At 62.7% G+C, this 14,454-nt stretch carries 16 protein-coding genes and 1 tRNA gene; 12 read left to right on the top strand and 5 right to left on the bottom strand.

What is annotated here, in order from left to right; all coding sequences use genetic code 11:
* Positions 1-124 precede the first annotated feature (124 nt).
* Both BBD46_RS18215 and ncsA read left to right on the top strand, forming a co-directional pair.
* Positions 125-874, top strand: coding sequence for an alpha/beta fold hydrolase (locus tag BBD46_RS18215; RefSeq protein ID WP_071403087.1), 750 nt, complete (start codon positions 125-127; stop codon positions 872-874).
* Between the two features lie 163 nt (positions 875-1,037).
* Entirely contained in the window at positions 1,038-1,997 is a 960-nt protein-coding gene (gene ncsA / locus BBD46_RS18210; RefSeq protein WP_071403086.1) for a tRNA 2-thiolation protein NcsA, read from the top strand.
* On the opposite strand, the gene BBD46_RS18205 is transcribed toward ncsA, so the two are convergent.
* From BBD46_RS18205 to BBD46_RS18185, 5 genes are all read right to left on the bottom strand, one after another.
* Positions 1,998-2,510 (bottom strand): zinc ribbon domain-containing protein, encoded by a 513-nt coding sequence (locus BBD46_RS18205; RefSeq protein ID WP_071403085.1) that lies wholly within the window; start codon positions 2,508-2,510, stop codon positions 1,998-2,000.
* A gap of 264 nt (positions 2,511-2,774) precedes the next feature.
* The gene (locus tag BBD46_RS18200; protein ID WP_071403084.1) at positions 2,775-3,653 is read right to left on the bottom strand and encodes a nucleotidyltransferase family protein; all 879 of its coding nucleotides are present in this window, start codon (positions 3,651-3,653) and stop codon (positions 2,775-2,777) included.
* Between the two features lie 214 nt (positions 3,654-3,867).
* On the bottom strand, positions 3,868-5,055 hold the full coding sequence (gene ftsZ / locus BBD46_RS18195; RefSeq protein ID WP_006652212.1) for a cell division protein FtsZ: 1,188 nt from the start codon (positions 5,053-5,055) through the stop codon (positions 3,868-3,870).
* A gap of 2 nt (positions 5,056-5,057) precedes the next feature.
* Positions 5,058-5,237, bottom strand: coding sequence for a ribbon-helix-helix domain-containing protein (locus tag BBD46_RS18190; protein ID WP_004216792.1), 180 nt, complete (start codon positions 5,235-5,237; stop codon positions 5,058-5,060).
* A gap of 220 nt (positions 5,238-5,457) precedes the next feature.
* The gene (locus BBD46_RS18185) at positions 5,458-6,270 is read right to left on the bottom strand and encodes a zinc ribbon domain-containing protein (RefSeq protein ID WP_071403083.1); all 813 of its coding nucleotides are present in this window, start codon (positions 6,268-6,270) and stop codon (positions 5,458-5,460) included.
* Between the two features lie 123 nt (positions 6,271-6,393).
* Between BBD46_RS18185 and BBD46_RS18180 the strand changes: the two genes are divergently transcribed.
* The 10 genes from BBD46_RS18180 (at position 6,394) to cobT (ending at position 14,438) form a co-directional block, all read left to right on the top strand.
* Positions 6,394-6,467 (top strand) — tRNA-Tyr (locus BBD46_RS18180).
* 512 nt (positions 6,468-6,979) lie between these two features.
* Positions 6,980-7,411, top strand: coding sequence for a DUF5789 family protein (locus tag BBD46_RS18175; RefSeq protein WP_071403082.1), 432 nt, complete (start codon positions 6,980-6,982; stop codon positions 7,409-7,411).
* A gap of 91 nt (positions 7,412-7,502) precedes the next feature.
* A complete protein-coding gene (locus tag BBD46_RS18170; protein WP_071403081.1) occupies positions 7,503-8,114 on the top strand; it encodes a translation initiation factor IF-2 subunit beta in 612 nt (203 codons plus the stop codon).
* A gap of 382 nt (positions 8,115-8,496) precedes the next feature.
* On the top strand, positions 8,497-8,619 hold the full coding sequence (locus BBD46_RS23380; protein WP_256375002.1) for a hypothetical protein: 123 nt from the start codon (positions 8,497-8,499) through the stop codon (positions 8,617-8,619).
* Entirely contained in the window at positions 8,620-9,900 is a 1,281-nt protein-coding gene (locus BBD46_RS18165; protein WP_071403080.1) for an RNA-guided endonuclease InsQ/TnpB family protein, read from the top strand.
* Positions 9,901-9,994: 94 nt separating this feature from the next.
* Positions 9,995-10,741, top strand: coding sequence for an HAD family hydrolase (locus BBD46_RS18160; protein WP_071403079.1), 747 nt, complete (start codon positions 9,995-9,997; stop codon positions 10,739-10,741).
* Positions 10,742-10,787: 46 nt separating this feature from the next.
* Positions 10,788-11,813, top strand: a complete 1,026-nt coding sequence (gene cbiB, locus BBD46_RS18155; RefSeq protein WP_071403180.1) for an adenosylcobinamide-phosphate synthase CbiB — start codon at positions 10,788-10,790, stop codon at positions 11,811-11,813.
* On the top strand, positions 11,804-12,565 hold the full coding sequence (cobS, locus tag BBD46_RS18150; RefSeq protein ID WP_071403078.1) for an adenosylcobinamide-GDP ribazoletransferase: 762 nt from the start codon (positions 11,804-11,806) through the stop codon (positions 12,563-12,565). Before cbiB ends, cobS begins: the two co-directional genes overlap by 10 nt.
* Positions 12,565-13,344 (top strand): NTP transferase domain-containing protein, encoded by a 780-nt coding sequence (locus BBD46_RS18145; RefSeq protein ID WP_071403077.1) that lies wholly within the window; start codon positions 12,565-12,567, stop codon positions 13,342-13,344. The genes cobS and BBD46_RS18145 overlap by 1 nt, the downstream gene beginning before the upstream one ends.
* Positions 13,341-14,438: a nicotinate mononucleotide-dependent phosphoribosyltransferase CobT gene (gene cobT / locus BBD46_RS18140; protein ID WP_071403076.1), complete on the top strand. Its 1,098-nt coding sequence runs from the start codon at positions 13,341-13,343 to the stop codon at positions 14,436-14,438. Before BBD46_RS18145 ends, cobT begins: the two co-directional genes overlap by 4 nt.
* Positions 14,439-14,454 lie beyond the last annotated feature (16 nt).

Raw genomic sequence — 14,454 nt, 5'->3', positions numbered from 1 at the left:
ACACTGTGTTCGTGGCTGTGCGTTGTTGCTCGGTGAGCCGTCGGCCCGTTCTCTCGCCGGCAACGTCACCACACTGTCCTGTCAAGAGAGCAGGTTTTTATCTGATCCGCCCGAAGTGAACCGTATGCGACACCGCGTCTTCAACGAGGACGGCGAGACCGAACTCGTCTTCGTCATGGGCTGGGGCAACCGCTGGACCCACGAGAACGTCAGCTGGCTCATCGGGAAGCTCACCGACGCCGGCTACCGGGTTCACGCCTTCGAGCTTCCGACGAACATCGAGGACTTCAAAGCTGACTGGCTCGAGCCGGTTGCAGAGTACGTCCTCGACCTGGAGGAGTATCAGCTACTCGCCCACAGCGCGGGCGCACTCGTCGCGCAGGCGCTCGACGGTGCGGACAACCACGTCTACCTGAGCCCGTGGTGGGGGTACAACATTGATCTGCCCGAACAAGCGCTCGATCTCGTTTCCAGCGTCCCGACGACGCTCCCGTGTATTCCGGTCGGCGAAATGGGACGCGACGCGCTCGGCGAGAAGGCGACGGACCACCAGATTTCGACGACTCCGCGCTGGGTCTCACCGGCGTTCGTCCGGGAGATCCACCACGCCCAGCAAAATCTCCTGACGATCGACCACGATGCGGTGGTCTTCTGTACGCTGCGTGACTCCGTCGTCGACCTCGAGCCGATCGGCGAGCGCGTCCCCGCAGAGCACGTCGTGCTCTACGACGGCGGCCACGAACTGTTCTCCTCGCCGACGCGCGAGCGCTACGTCGATCTGCTCCTCGACTCGCTGCAGGACGGTGCTGAAGCCATCGAGGATCGCTCGGTCGTCCCGCCACGGACACCAGCAGCGCCCGAGTCTGCCGAGTAGTGATTCCAGCAACGAGCCTGGTAGCGATCCAGACACGATCCCGGTAACGACTCAGACAACGTCCTGGTAGCGACCCAGACAACGTCCCCACCAACGATCCCAGTGACCACAGCGCACGCAGGAGACGAAACCGACATACGCGTTCGACGGCAAAGCCACCGCGATGGACTGCAATCGGTGTGACGAGGAGGCGGTCATGCACGCCGCCTACTCCGGGGCACACCTCTGTGCGGATCACTTCCGTGAATCGGTCGAGAAGCGGGTACGCCGGCGCGTGCGCCGGGACGACCTGGTCCCGAAGGACGCGACGCCGGAGAACCCGCAAACGTGGGTCATCGGCCTCTCTGGGGGCAAGGACAGCGTCGTCCTCACCCAGATTCTCCACGAAACGTTCGCCAAGGACCCGCGCATCGAACTCGTCGGCCTGACGATTCACGAAGGGATCGAGGGCTACCGCGACAAGAGCCTCGACGCCTGCGTCGAACTGTCCGACGAGCTCGACATTCGCCACGAGGTCGTCAGCTACGAGGAGGAGTTCGGCATCCAGATGGACGACGTGGTCGAGGACGACCCCGAAAACATGGCCGCCTGCGCCTACTGCGGCGTCTTCCGGCGCGATATCCTCTCGCGCTACGCAGACGACCTCGGCGCAGACCTCCTCTTGACGGGCCACAACCTGGACGACGAAGCCCAGACCGCGCTGATGAACTTCCTCGAGGGCGACGTCGAACAAATCGCCAAACACTTCGATGCGAGCCTCGGACCGCTCTCCGAGCGCGAGCAACAGGACGAGTTCGTCCCGCGAGCCAAGCCGCTTCGTGACGTTCCCGAGAAGGAAGTCGCACTCTACGCCCACATCAACGACCTGCCAGCACACATCACGGAGTGTCCACACGCGAGCGAGGCCTATCGCGGCGAGATTCAGCAGCTGTTGTACGACCTGGAGGAAAACCACCCCGGTACCCGCCACTCGATTCTCTCTGGATACGAAGAACTCGCGGGCATCACGTCCGACGAGTTCAGCGGCGACGACGGCGCAGACCTTCAAGACTGTACCGAGTGTGGATCCACGACGACCCGTGATATCTGCCGGAAGTGCTCCCTGCTCGAGGCGCTGGTGTAGCTACTCGAGTACCGTCTCGCAGTACGCACACGTCTCCCGTCCCGCATCGTTCGGTGAGCCACAGCTCGGGCAGTTCGTCGAGCCAGTGTGACCGGTGGTGCCCGTTTCGCCCGCCTCGAATCTCGAGTCACTGTCGTCACCGGCTTGAAGCGGTGCACCACAGCCGGCACAGTAGTGGACGCGCCACGGCTGTTCATCGGAACCCTTGCTGTCCGCGTGGCGATTACGCTCGTCACCCTGATCGCCCTTCTCGCCAGCAGCAGTGTCCGTAGCCGTAGCGTCGAATACATCCGCCTCGATTGCCGTGCCGCAGTTCGGACAGTAGTCCGGCAGTTCGCCACTTGGCCCGCCGTTTTCGGGACGGGTTCGAGTTCGATACACCTGGACGGCCCCGATCACGAGCAATGGCACGAACACCGCCATCCCGATCGGGCCCATCGCCAGCAGCGTGACGAACAGCAGATAGCCGGCGGCGAGAACGCCAAGGATCCGAAGCGCAAGCGAGACCGTCATTTCGTCCGGGTTCGGATTCACGCCACGTAAGTTTCAGGGACGATCACGGCCACGTGTAGTCATCGGCAGGATGCTTCCCACCTGCCGCCGTTCTGGCTTATAGTAACAACTGCAACTAGGTACACACTGATCGCACTTTCGCGGTTCTCACCCAGTTCACTCGCTCGCGGGTCACGTTGTTCTCCGCTCCTCGTCCGCGGTTCTCACTCACTTCGTTCGCTCACGGGTCACGCTGTTCCCCGTTCGCTGTTCCGCGGTTCTCGCTCACTTCGTTCGCTCCGAACCGCGCTCGCTCCGAACCGCGCTCCCTTCGAACCGTTCTCGCGCCCGCTCGAGATCAGTCGGCGTATTCACGTTTCGATGCCAGCCATCGAGTTCGACCCCGACGTACTGGGCACCGTCAGCGAGCAGGGACTCGAGTGCAGCCGTGAGTTCGAACTCGCCGCTGTCGGCGCGGTCGAGTGTCCGACAGGCGTCGAGCAGGTCGGGCCCGTCGTGGGTCTGGACGCCGGCGGCCATGTAGCCCGTCGTCTGCCCACGTTCGAGTGTCGACTCGACGGATCGAATACGGCCGTCGGCTGCGAGCGAACACAGTGCTGTCGCTTCGGCTTCGTTTCGCGAGACGCGGTCGAGTAGGAGTGTCCCGTCGACGCCGGGTTCGCGGTGACGGTCGACGAGCGCCGAGAGGTCACAGTCGAGGGCGTTGTCGCCGTTGATCGTCAGTACGTCGTCCGGAAAGGCGGTGTCTGACACGTTTGCGTCTTTGTCCTCCTCTCCGTCCTCGTTCTCGTTCTCGTTTTCGTTCACGTTCACGTTCACGTTCTCGTCATCAGGTGCGAGTGTGACACCGTAGCCATCCTCGGCCGCCCGGCAGACAGCGTGTGCGAGTCCTTTCCGATTGCGTTGCCACGCGTAAGACACTGGCACGCCGTCGACCGTGCTCCCGATGCAGTCGACGATTTTGTCACCCCGGTAGCCGACGACGATGGTGAACTGCTCGATCCCGGGAACGGTGTCAGTGACCGTCTGCAGCGTTCGGCGGAGCAACGGCTCGCCACCGACCTCGAGCAGCGGCTTCGGCGTGTCGTCGGTGTACGGCTGGAGCCGCGTGCCACGCCCGGCAGCAAAGACGAGTGCGTGCATCGCTGGTCGTCTCACACTGTCTTCGTGGGGCCTGTTGTACATTCCGGTCGAATACCGCACGAACCGGTGGTATCGAATACGAGGCGCTGTCCGCACACAGTCTCACGTCAAGTAAGACACTCGGAAACGAGATGAAACGAAACGAAGCGGTCCACACAAAATCGAAATCGAACCGCAACCGTACTGCAGTGACTGCGCCGCAGTCTGGCGTCAGTTAACGGATAACGTCGACGCCGTTTTGCTTGTCGAGTTCGCTTCGGCCGCCGTCGCTCTGGGCACCGAAGCTCTGGCCGGACTGTTCGACGTTGTTGCTCGCGTCGAAGTCGCCGTCGTTGAGTCCCTCGATGCTCGCACGGGACTTGTCGGCCTGCTTCTGCGTCGTCGGGCCCAGCACCTGCGCGCTCTGAACACCGGTCATGATCGCCATGACGCGGACCTTGCCCTTGTAGTTCTCTTGAATCCGGGCGCCCCAGATGACGTTTGCAGACGCCTCGAGGCGCTCCGTGATGTTGTCCGCGATGCCCTCGGCCTCTTTGAGTGTGAGGTCCGGGCCACCCGTAATGTGGACGAGACCACCGGATGCACCACGGTAGTCGACGTCCAGTAGCGGGTGGTTCATCGCGTCCTTGACGACCTCGTCGGTCTTGTTCTTATCCTGTGTCTCGCCGACGAGCATCACCGCGACGCCGCCCTGATTCATGATCGTGGACATGTCTGCGTAGTCCAGATTGATCAGCGACGGCTGGGTGATCGTCTCCGAGATTCCCTTGACGGTTTCGGCGATGATCTGGTCCATCACCGAGAACGCCTTGCCGATCGGAAGGTTCGGGACGTAATCGAGCAGTCGGTTGTTGTCGAGGACGATGATCGAGTCCGCCTGATCGCGGAGCTTCTCGAGTCCTTCCTCAGCCTTGACCGTGCGGGCACGCTCGACGTTGAACGGCGTCGAGACCATGCCGACGACGATCGCACCCTGCTCTTTGGCGATCTTCGAGACGACGGGGGCGGCACCCGTGCCGGTGCCACCGCCCATACCTGCTGTCACGAAGACGAGGTCTGCGTCACCGAGGACCTCTTTGACCGTGCTCTGGGCCATTTCCGTTGCGCGTTCGCCCATCGACGGGTCACCGCCAGCGCCGAGCCCGTTCGTGAGCGACTTGCCGACGAGGATCTTCGTGTCGGCTTCGATCATCTTCAGGTGCTGTTTGTCCGTGTTGATCGCCACGGTGTCAGCGCCGTCGACGCCAATGTTATACAGCCGGTTGATGGTGTTGTTGCCGGCACCGCCACAGCCGACGATGACGATTCGGGGGTCACCGAACTCGTCGTCGTCCATCGTGGCGTCCATCTCTCGGGCTTCCTGTTCCGCGTTCTCAAGGGCGTCCTGAACAATATCCTGCATTGTTAGACCTTTGCCCAGTTGTGTTTCCCGGCCTGTTCGCTGTGGCCGTCGTACTGCTCGTTGATCATCTCGCGGACGGCCGACCGGATCGCTTCACTCCGGTTCGGGAACTCGCCCGAGTCAACCAGCTGCTCTACCTCATCGATCTGCTGTTTCGGAATTCGCAGTGTCACACGCTCCATTGTTGTATTCCCCGTTGGGTAAGACGATGGCGCGCCCCTGTCAGACGCGCCGTGTCTTACACCGCGATCGCCCACAATCGGGCGATTTTGGGCAGTTCCTGCCCGGTGTAAGACAATCGTCTTACGCGAATAAACAGAATACCGTCCTTCATAATAAAACTATCGGCGAGCCGGAGTTTCAGTGTCTTACAACTGTTCGTCAGCTGTGACTGTCAGACAGCTATCGGGGCTCTAAGACGTCTGCTGCCGGCGTCCGCCGTCCACAACCGGGGCAGAACGACCAGTCTGACCGGTACTCATCGCCACACTCACAGAACAGCCGTCGCGAGGACTTCTCGCCACAGTTCGGACAGTGGACGTGGTCTGCGTCGACGGCTTCACCACACTGATCACAGGTGTGGCTCTCTGTCGACGCTGTCTGTGTGTTCATCTGTGACTGCTCGTTGGTCCGAGTGGGTGCCGATCGATCCTGTCCGACAGCACTGCGATCGGTTGGGCTAGCCTGACCACTGTCTGTCTGAGTGCCCGGTTGTGGACTGTTCGTCCGTGTTGTCTCACGCGTCTGCACGCTCGGCGCTTGCTCCTGTTCAGCCGAGGACTGCCTGGGGATACCCTCGGCAACGCCAGTCAGCGAAATACTGACGTTTACATCCTGTGGGTCACGTGCTGGCGGCTGCCTCCGCATCCGACTCTCACCGCGACGCCCGGTGTCTGACGTCGTTTCCACCGCTCTGACTCGACGACCGCGACTCTCGTCCGCTTGGGACTCGAGTCGCTCATCGAGCCGTTCGTCGACATGCTCGCAGACGAACTCCTCGAGCATGCACTCGAGTTGCGTGCCGAGTGATGGTTCTTCGGTGGGTGTCGATGCCGCTGCTCGTTCCGCACGCGCCTCGTCGGCGGTCCGTCGCTCGGCATCGTCGTGGCCGAGATAGGACCGAAGGGCCTGACGCATCGCCTCGCTCTTGGAGAGTTCGAGGGACTCGAGTTCCTCGACGAGGTCGTCGTCAGCGCGGAACGTGATCTTGCTCATGGCCGATATACAGGCATATTGATACGCCTCCTATATCAATCATGCTGTTACGTGGTACCATAGTTGGGTCGGCGCAGAAATAATAACCCTTATGTCTACCTCGGCGACTACGTTTGAGTGCGACCGCCCTTAGCTCAGACTGGTAGAGCAGTCGACTGTAGATCGACTTGCCCCCCGTTCAAATCGGGGAGGGCGGACTCGTTTTCCAGCCGCTTCGTAGTTGACTGACGATTGATCTGCCTTTCCGACAGTCACTTCCGTTCGAACCGACGTCTCCTCCAGCTACTGTAGACGGCGTGCAGTAACGCGTCTATCACGATGGTCTATTGTCTCCTGGCTGCCTACCGCGGGCAAACAGCGGGAAAACGCAGTGATCGCCAGCAGAGCGCAGTGTGCCCTGCGGTAGTGGTAGGTGGTGACGGTGGTAACTGACACTACCGCGGGCATTGGTCCCATAGTGATCCCGGGAGTAAGTGCCTGTGAACGTGGCAAACGACGTTTGCATAACTTCGAAGTCGAAGGTTCGATTGCGAACAGGGTGTCTTCCTGCCGGCCGTAGTCTACTCGAGTCCCCTACGATTGTCACTCTTCGGCTGTGGTTGACCGTGATTACGTGGCTCTGCGTCATCGTCTGCGTCTCTAGGTCATCGTAGTCGTGCACGCACGCGCTGGCCGACGGCTTTTGGTCGACGTGATGATAGCGCCGCGTATGAGTGAAAACGGCCCCGGCGGGAGCAACGACGGCAGCGAGAACGGAAGCGGCCCGGACCCTGATGTCGATCGCGTCCAGGACCAGGCCGAACAACGACAGTCCCAGCGCGCCGAGACCACCGAATCCGTCCTTGAGGATGTCGAGCGGCATCTCGGGGAACTCGAGTACCCAGTCACTGGCGAGGAGATCGCGACCGAGTACGGGAGCGACCCGATCGACATGCCGAACGAGACGGAGTCGCTTGGCAGTGTGTTTGACCGGCTTGCAACCGAGGAGTTCGAGAGCGAAGCGGCGGCGAGGGAGGCGATTTATGGCGAAGTGACGGGCGAAGCGGCTGGTCGAGCAGAGGCGAATCCGGAGCGGGATCTGGACAGTCTCGATGACGAGACGCAGGGGTCGGCCAGCGACGCGGGAAGCGAGTCGCTCTGAGGATACCGGAGGATACCGGGTTCCTGTCCCGGTTCCGTCGCCGGATCGTGATAGCAGAACGGATTTACGTCAGCGTCGTCTTTCCTCGCATATGGATTACGAGTCGAGTCTCGACCGAGCGATGGCGGACGTTCCCGACATTGGGGGCGACGAAGAACGGTTACAGATCCCCGACGCACAGACACAGAAAGACGGCGCGTTCACCCGGTTTACGAACCTGGGCGAAATCGCCGACGTGCTCTCGCGTGAGGACGAGCACCTTCACCGGTTCGTTCAGCGAGAGATGGGAACCAGCGGCAAGTTCGAGGACGGACGCGGCCGGTACAACGGGACCTTCTCCGAGCAGGACTTCAACGCGGCGGTCGACGCCTACGTCGACGAGTACGTCCTCTGTACGGAGTGTGGCCTGCCGGACACCCGCCTCGTTCGCGAGGACCGCACGCCAATGCTGCGCTGTGACGCCTGTGGTGCGTTCCGACCGGTCACCAAGCGCTCGACGAGCGCCGCACAGCAGCAACAGCAGGAAGCCGTCGAGGAGGGCAAGACCTACACCGTCGAAATTACCGGCACCGGCCGCAAGGGCGACGGTGTCGCCGAAAAGGGCGAGTACACGATTTTCGTCCCCGGCGCACAGGAGGGTGACGTCGTCGATATCTACATCAAGAATATCTCGGGCAACCTCGCGTTCGCGCGACTCGACTGAATTGCTGGCTCACCGGAACGTATAGCGCGGTTTCTCTCCGTTCATCTCCTGCTGATCTCTCTGCTGCCCCTGTTTCATTCGTTTTTCCGACACCGTCTGAGAGCCATCCACTGGTGTTCGATTTGTTCTCTCTCACTCCTTCTCGTCCCCTCTCGCTCACTCTCTTACCTGAATTGAGGCGCTAAGGCCCCTTCCTCAACGAGCGACCGGAGGGAGCGAGTAGGGAGGGGATACAGCGTCCCCAGAAATCTCCGATTTCTGGTGTGCGAACGAGACGCGGAGCGTCTCGTCAACGCCGCACAAGTATCAAGCACGTCCGACGCTCGGCCCACAGGCCCACGCAATCGCAACCCTTATTTGTGTATTTTGTGTATATTGTAGTGTGGCAACACGCAAGAACATCTCTATCCGCGACGACCAAGCCGAGTGGATTCAGGAGAACCACCTGAGTCTGTCTTCGTTTGTCCAAGAGAAACTTGACGAACACATCGAAGAACGCTCGTAGATGAACTACAACTACAGGTATCAGCTCCGACCGTCCGACGCTCTCGAAGAACAGTTAGCGTGGACTGTCGATACCTGTAGACAGGTCTACAACCATTTCCTTCACCGCCTCAACCGCACCGACGACACCTCGGCATACAGCGAACAGAAACTCCTGCCCAGCCTCAAGAAATGGTGGAACGACCTGAAACAAGTACACTCAAAGGTTCTTCAGAAGGTCGTTCAACGGTTGTATGACAATCTCACGACGCTTCGTGGTCGCAAAGAGAACGGATACCACGTCGGCACGCTCAACTGGAAAGCTCCGGGGGAGTTCCGCAGTTTCACTTACAGTCAATCCGGCTTCAAGCTCAAAAACAAGAGCGGTCGGACGCGACTGTGGCTCTCGAAACTCGGAGAAATCCCACTTACCTTCCACCGTGACCTGCCCGACGACGCCGAAATCAAGACGGTCACAATCAAGCAGGAACCCACCGGCGAGTGGTACGCCATACTCGGCATCGAAACGGCCAAATCCCCACCAGAGAAGCCTGAGAATCCCGAGAAGTGCGTCGGTATTGACGTTGGGATTCTCAAGTACGCTCACGACACGGACGGAACCGCCGTTGAATCTCCCGCCTTATCCGACAAGCGCGAACGCTTGGAACAGGCACAGCGTTCCCTTTCACGAAAAGAACACGGCTCTGCGAATTGGGAGAAACAACGCCGAGTTGTGGCCCAACGCTACGCTGACCTCAAGCGAAAGCGCCGTGACTTTCTCCACAAGTTGTCGAACTACTACGCTATCGAGTACGATTTAGTAGCTGTGGAGGACTTAGACGCGAAAGGCTTGGTTGAACTACCGGGCAATTCACGGAACCGAGCAGGAGCGGCGTGGGGAACGTTCCTGCGGATGCTCGAATACAAGTGCGAACGCGAAGGTACGTATTTTGTTGCCGTAGACCCGAGTGGCACAACCAAGGAATGTGCGTCCTGCGGCGTTTCGACGGACAAACCGCTGTGGGTGCGCGAACACTCGTGTCCTGCCTGTGGGTTTGAAGCGGATAGAGACGCGAACGCAGCGTGGAACATCCTTTCTCGCGGCATCAAGCAGTTAGGAGAGGGACACTCCGAATCAACGTCCTCAGAACCTGTCGGTTCTGATGGGCTGCGAAAATCACTCAGTGATTTTCGAACGCCTGTGGAGACTGCGCTTCCTGTGGATACCGATTCAGTGTCTGCAAAGCGCGTCGTAGAAGCAGGAAGCCCCACCCTCAAGCGCGAGCCGTCAGGCGAGAGGTAGGGTGGGGTAGTTCACGCTCTGGCACACCGACACCACTTCTGGCCGATTCGCGAGAACCGCGAAGATAAAGTTAACTTGGGGTAATCACACGAACGTGGGAGTCTCGTTCGACCTCTTCGATACGCTCGTTACCGCCGACTACCCGGCCGATCCCGCCGCAGCCGTCGGAACCGAACTCGCCGAACGCGGCGTCTCGGTGCCCGACGACTGGGCGGACGCGTACACGGAGATCCACATCGACGCTCCCGACGGCGCGGAAGTACCGCTCCCCGCGCACGTCTCGCACGCGCTCGCGAGTCGCGGTGTCACAGTTCAGGGGAACGCAGCCAGGCGAGCAGTCGTCGCCGCGTTCGACCCTGACATCGAAACCAGACCGGGTGCACGGGCGGCGATCGACGCCGCTCGCGACCGCGGCCACGAAGTCGCGCTCTGCTCGAACTGCAGCGTTCCAGAACTCGTCGGACGAACACTCGTCCGATCTACCCTCTCGCGCGATGAGTTCGATACCATCGTCACGAGCGTCGGCTGCGGCTGGCGAAAACCCGCACCCGAAATCTTCGAGCAAACCGCGACCGAACTCGGTATCTCGCTCGCCGACCTCGTCCACGTCGGCGACGATCCGCGAACCGACGGCGGTATCGTGTCCGTCGGGGGAACCGCACTTTTGCTCGCCGACGAACGGATGACAGACGACAGCAGTACGCCAGGCGAGGAGACGAGTGACGACTTAGGAGACACACACGTACTCGAGTCCCTCGCCGAATTTCCTGACACACTCGACGCACTCGATTCCCTCGCCGACGTCGATGAACTCGAGTCCGAAGGTGAGCGACAGCAATGACGACCACTGTACCAGCTCATCGGGCCGAACGCGCGAGGGGAGACTCATGGTGACCACGGCTATCCTCCTCGCGGTCGCGCTTGCGCTCGATCACGTCGCTGGCGAGCCGCGAAATGCGTTCCATCCGGTCGCCTGGCTCGGCCGCCTCATCGCGCCGTTCGACCGCGAGTGGAGCGAACACGAGCGGTATCAACGCCTCGTCGGCATTCCGATCGCACTCGTCGTGCCGCTCGTCCCCGCCGCCGCGGCCGCCGGGTTCGTTCTCACCGCAACCGTCCTGTCACCGCTCGCCGGCATCGGGGCCGCCGCACTCGTCCTTTGGCTGACGATCAGTTTGCGCTCGTTACTCGAGTTGACCGACGAGGTCGTCCGCGCGACGGCCGGGTCTGCGGCGGCACTCGAGACGGCTCGCGACCGCGTACGCGGCCTTGTCGGACGTGACACGACCTCGCTTTCGCCGGCCGAACTCCGCAGTGGGGCACTCGAGAGCGCGGCGGAGAATCTCGCGGACGGTCTCGTCGCGACGCTCTTGCCGTTCGCGCTCCTCGCTCCGTTTTCGCTGCCCGCTGCCGCAGCGGCGGCCGCGTGGGTCAAGGGCGTCAACACGCTCGATTCGATGCTCGGCTACCCGTCGAAGCCACACGGAACCGCGAGCGCGCGGCTGGACGATTTCGTGATGTGGGTTCCCGCCCGTCTCTCGGCGGTCGCGATCGCACTCGGTGCGGGTGCACCGCTCGCGCTCCGATGTGCAGCCACGTGGGCTCGGACGCCACCGTCGCCAAACTCGGGGTGGCCGATGGCGACGCTCGCGTGCGCGCTTTCGGTTCGCCTGCGCAAACGAGATGTATACGACCTCAACCCCGACGCAGAACTGCCGGCACTCGAGGACGGCGAGCGCGCGACGAGCGTGATCCGTGCGGCTGCCGTCGTCTCGGCCGTGCTTGCGCTGGTTCTCGCGACGGGGGTCGCTGTTCTCGCAGCCCAGTTCGGCATTGTGGACGGACCACTGATCGCTGAAATCCACTTACTGCAGCCACAGCCGCCTCTCGCGGAGGCGGGACAGTGGCTGTAAGACGCTGGCTCCGCGCAACCCGCGGCGCGCTCGGCTTCCTGACGCGACTGCCCGTTCGCCACCGTGATGGCGACTGGGATGCGTTCCGATCCACGCCGGCCGCGTTCCCGCTCGTCGGACTCGTCGCGGGCACACTCGCCGCAGTGCCGTTGCTCGCGGTCGACGTGCTCACACCGCCGGTCGTCGCCTTCGGCTACCTGCTCGCCGTCTACGCGGTGACCGGGATTCACCACCTCGACGGCGTCGCCGACCTCGGCGACGCGCTCGTCGTCCACGGCGACGCCGACCGCCGGCGCGAGGTCCTGAAGGATACGACGACTGGCGTCGGTGCGATCCTCGCCGTCGCAATCACGATTTCGGGACTCGCACTCGGCGGACTCGGTCTCGCTGCACTTCCAGCGTTGACGGCTGTCACGGTCGCCATCGGCACCGAAGTCGGCTCGAAGCTCGGCATGGCGACGATGGCCTGCTTCGGCCGCGCGCCGTACGAAGGCATGGGCCAGCAGTTCACCGAGGCGTCGACGCCCGGTGACTGGCTCGTCCCGGCAGCGCTCGTCCTCTCGGCGGCGGCGCTCGCCTGGCCGCAACCGGTCGCGCCCGCCGTCGTTGGGGGCATCGCCGGCGTTTGTCTCCCCTGGTACTGGGCGACCCGCCACCTCGGCGGCATCAACGGCGATATCTTCGGCGCGGCGAACGAACTCGGCCGCATCGCAGGACTGCACGCGGGGGTGATCGCGTGGACGCTCTTGTGATGTGCGGCGGGAAGGGCACCCGACTCGAGAGCGACCACGAAAAGCCGCTCCACCCCATCGCGGGTGTCGCGATGGTCGACCGCGTCGTGGGTGCACTCGAGTCCAGCCAGATCGAGACGATCTACGCTGCAGTCTCGCCCAATGCGCCGGAGACGCACGCACACCTTTCCGAATCAGACCGAGATGTCCGTCTCGTCGATACCGCGGGCGAGGGGTACGTTGCCGACCTGTTGGCTGCGCTCGACCGGCCGGAGATTTCCCAGCCACTACTCACAGTCGCAGCGGACCTCCCGTTGCTCTCCGCAGCCGCCGTCGACCGGGTGCTCGCGACGTACGACGAGCGCGGCGCAACCGGGTCGATGACTGTTTGCGTTCCCGAATCCCGAAAGCGAGAACTCGGTGTCAGTGTCGATTCGCGGCTCGAGCGGACAGGTGGTGACGCTGCCACTGCCCCCGACGAAACTGCTCTTGTCCCGACCGGAATTAATGTCGTCGGCGAGACGACCGCTGACGACACGAGTGACCACACTACGACTGACAACGATACGACTGCCCACAACACAACCGACCACACTACGACGGACAACAACACGACCGATCACGACACGACAGACGACACCCCACCATCCATGACTTACGTAACCGACGACCCACGACTCGCGATCAACGTGAACCGACGCGAAGACGCCCACATTGCTGCCACGCACATCCGGGACCCGGAAACACGAGCAACGCGCGCGGCGCGAGAAACGGACGACAGCCGGAGTGACGAGCGATGACACAGCCGCGAATCATCCTTCCCGCCGGCACCACCGAAACTGCGCTCATCGACGGCATCAGCGCCGCCGGCGCGGCTCCCGAACTGATGGCTCACACTCCCTCCGCCGACGTGGAGATACTCGAGTTCGGCGCGCCCGCGCGCTCGCCGGTGACGCCGGTCAGTCCGAACGGCTGTCCGACGCCGGCGGCGGTCACGCGGGCCGTCCGCGAGGTGTGCGGATTCGACGTGACGGTAGTCGACGCCGGGCTGGCCAAGCCGACGAGCGTCCCCACGGTCGACCTCGGTATCGAGCCGGGGAACGATGTCCGCGAGACCGCGGCTGTCCCGGACGCAGCGGCGATTTTCGACCGCGCACACGGCTACGGAGCGAGCCTTCCCGACGGCGAAGACGACATCGTCATCGGCGAGACGGTTCCCGGCGGCACGACGACCGCACTCGGCGTGCTCACCGCCCTCGGCGAGCCGACCAGCGTCTCCTCGTCGCTTCCGGAGAACCCTGTCGAGCGAAAGCGCCGCGTCGTCGACGAGGCCCTCGCCGCGAGCGACCTTGCGGCCGGCGACTGCGAATCCGCACCTTTCGACGCGATTCGGGCCGTCGGCGACCCGGTCCAGCCGACCGTCGCCGGCATCGCGGCAGGGGTACTCGAGTCCAGCCCCGCTGCGAGCGTCACTCTCGCGGGCGGGACGCAAATGGTCGCCGTAGCCGCGATCCTCCGTCACGCGGGTGTCGACGCACCGCTCGAAATTGCGACGACCTCGTTCGTCGCGGCCGAGCAGGGCGACCAACTCGAGTCGGCCTGCGCTGCGCTCGACTGCGAGCTGACGGTGACCGATCCTGGCTTCGCCGACCACGAGCGCGAGCACGTCGCGATGGACCGCTACTGCGCCGGCGAGGCGAAGGAAGGCGTCGCCATGGGCGGTGCGCTCTCGCTGGTTCCCGAGGGCGAGCTGTCGGCGGTCAGAGACCGGTTCGAGACGGTTTGTCGGCGGCTGGGGATCGAGTCTGACGGGCTTGCAGAACGTTCTGGCTCGGATACAGCCACCGACACCGACCCCAACACCGACACACCTTCCAGCGGCGAACCGGAATAAGCACCCGAAGCCGACC

This window comes from Natrialba sp. SSL1 (genome assembly GCF_001861355.1).
GTDB lineage: Archaea > Halobacteriota > Halobacteria > Halobacteriales > Natrialbaceae > Natrialba.
This window is presented reverse-complemented; position numbering and strand designations above follow the sequence as displayed.

What these genes read in the sequence shown, in the direction of transcription:
- BBD46_RS18215 (WP_071403087.1), top strand. Translation starts at nt 125, where the DNA reads ATGCGACACCGCGTCTTCAACGAGGACGGCGAGACCGAACTCGTCTTC.
- ncsA (WP_071403086.1), top strand. Translation starts at nt 1,038, where the DNA reads ATGGACTGCAATCGGTGTGACGAGGAGGCGGTCATGCACGCCGCCTAC.
- BBD46_RS18205 (WP_071403085.1), bottom strand. Translation starts at nt 2,510, where the DNA reads ATGACGGTCTCGCTTGCGCTTCGGATCCTTGGCGTTCTCGCCGCCGGC.
- BBD46_RS18200 (WP_071403084.1), bottom strand. Translation starts at nt 3,653, where the DNA reads ATGCACGCACTCGTCTTTGCTGCCGGGCGTGGCACGCGGCTCCAGCCG.
- ftsZ (WP_006652212.1), bottom strand. Translation starts at nt 5,055, where the DNA reads ATGCAGGATATTGTTCAGGACGCCCTTGAGAACGCGGAACAGGAAGCC.
- BBD46_RS18190 (WP_004216792.1), bottom strand. Translation starts at nt 5,237, where the DNA reads ATGGAGCGTGTGACACTGCGAATTCCGAAACAGCAGATCGATGAGGTA.
- BBD46_RS18185 (WP_071403083.1), bottom strand. Translation starts at nt 6,270, where the DNA reads ATGAGCAAGATCACGTTCCGCGCTGACGACGACCTCGTCGAGGAACTC.
- BBD46_RS18175 (WP_071403082.1), top strand. Translation starts at nt 6,980, where the DNA reads ATGAGTGAAAACGGCCCCGGCGGGAGCAACGACGGCAGCGAGAACGGA.
- BBD46_RS18170 (WP_071403081.1), top strand. Translation starts at nt 7,503, where the DNA reads ATGGATTACGAGTCGAGTCTCGACCGAGCGATGGCGGACGTTCCCGAC.
- BBD46_RS18165 (WP_071403080.1), top strand. Translation starts at nt 8,620, where the DNA reads ATGAACTACAACTACAGGTATCAGCTCCGACCGTCCGACGCTCTCGAA.
- cbiB (WP_071403180.1), top strand. Translation starts at nt 10,788, where the DNA reads ATGGTGACCACGGCTATCCTCCTCGCGGTCGCGCTTGCGCTCGATCAC.
- BBD46_RS18145 (WP_071403077.1), top strand. Translation starts at nt 12,565, where the DNA reads ATGTGCGGCGGGAAGGGCACCCGACTCGAGAGCGACCACGAAAAGCCG.
- cobT (WP_071403076.1), top strand. Translation starts at nt 13,341, where the DNA reads ATGACACAGCCGCGAATCATCCTTCCCGCCGGCACCACCGAAACTGCG.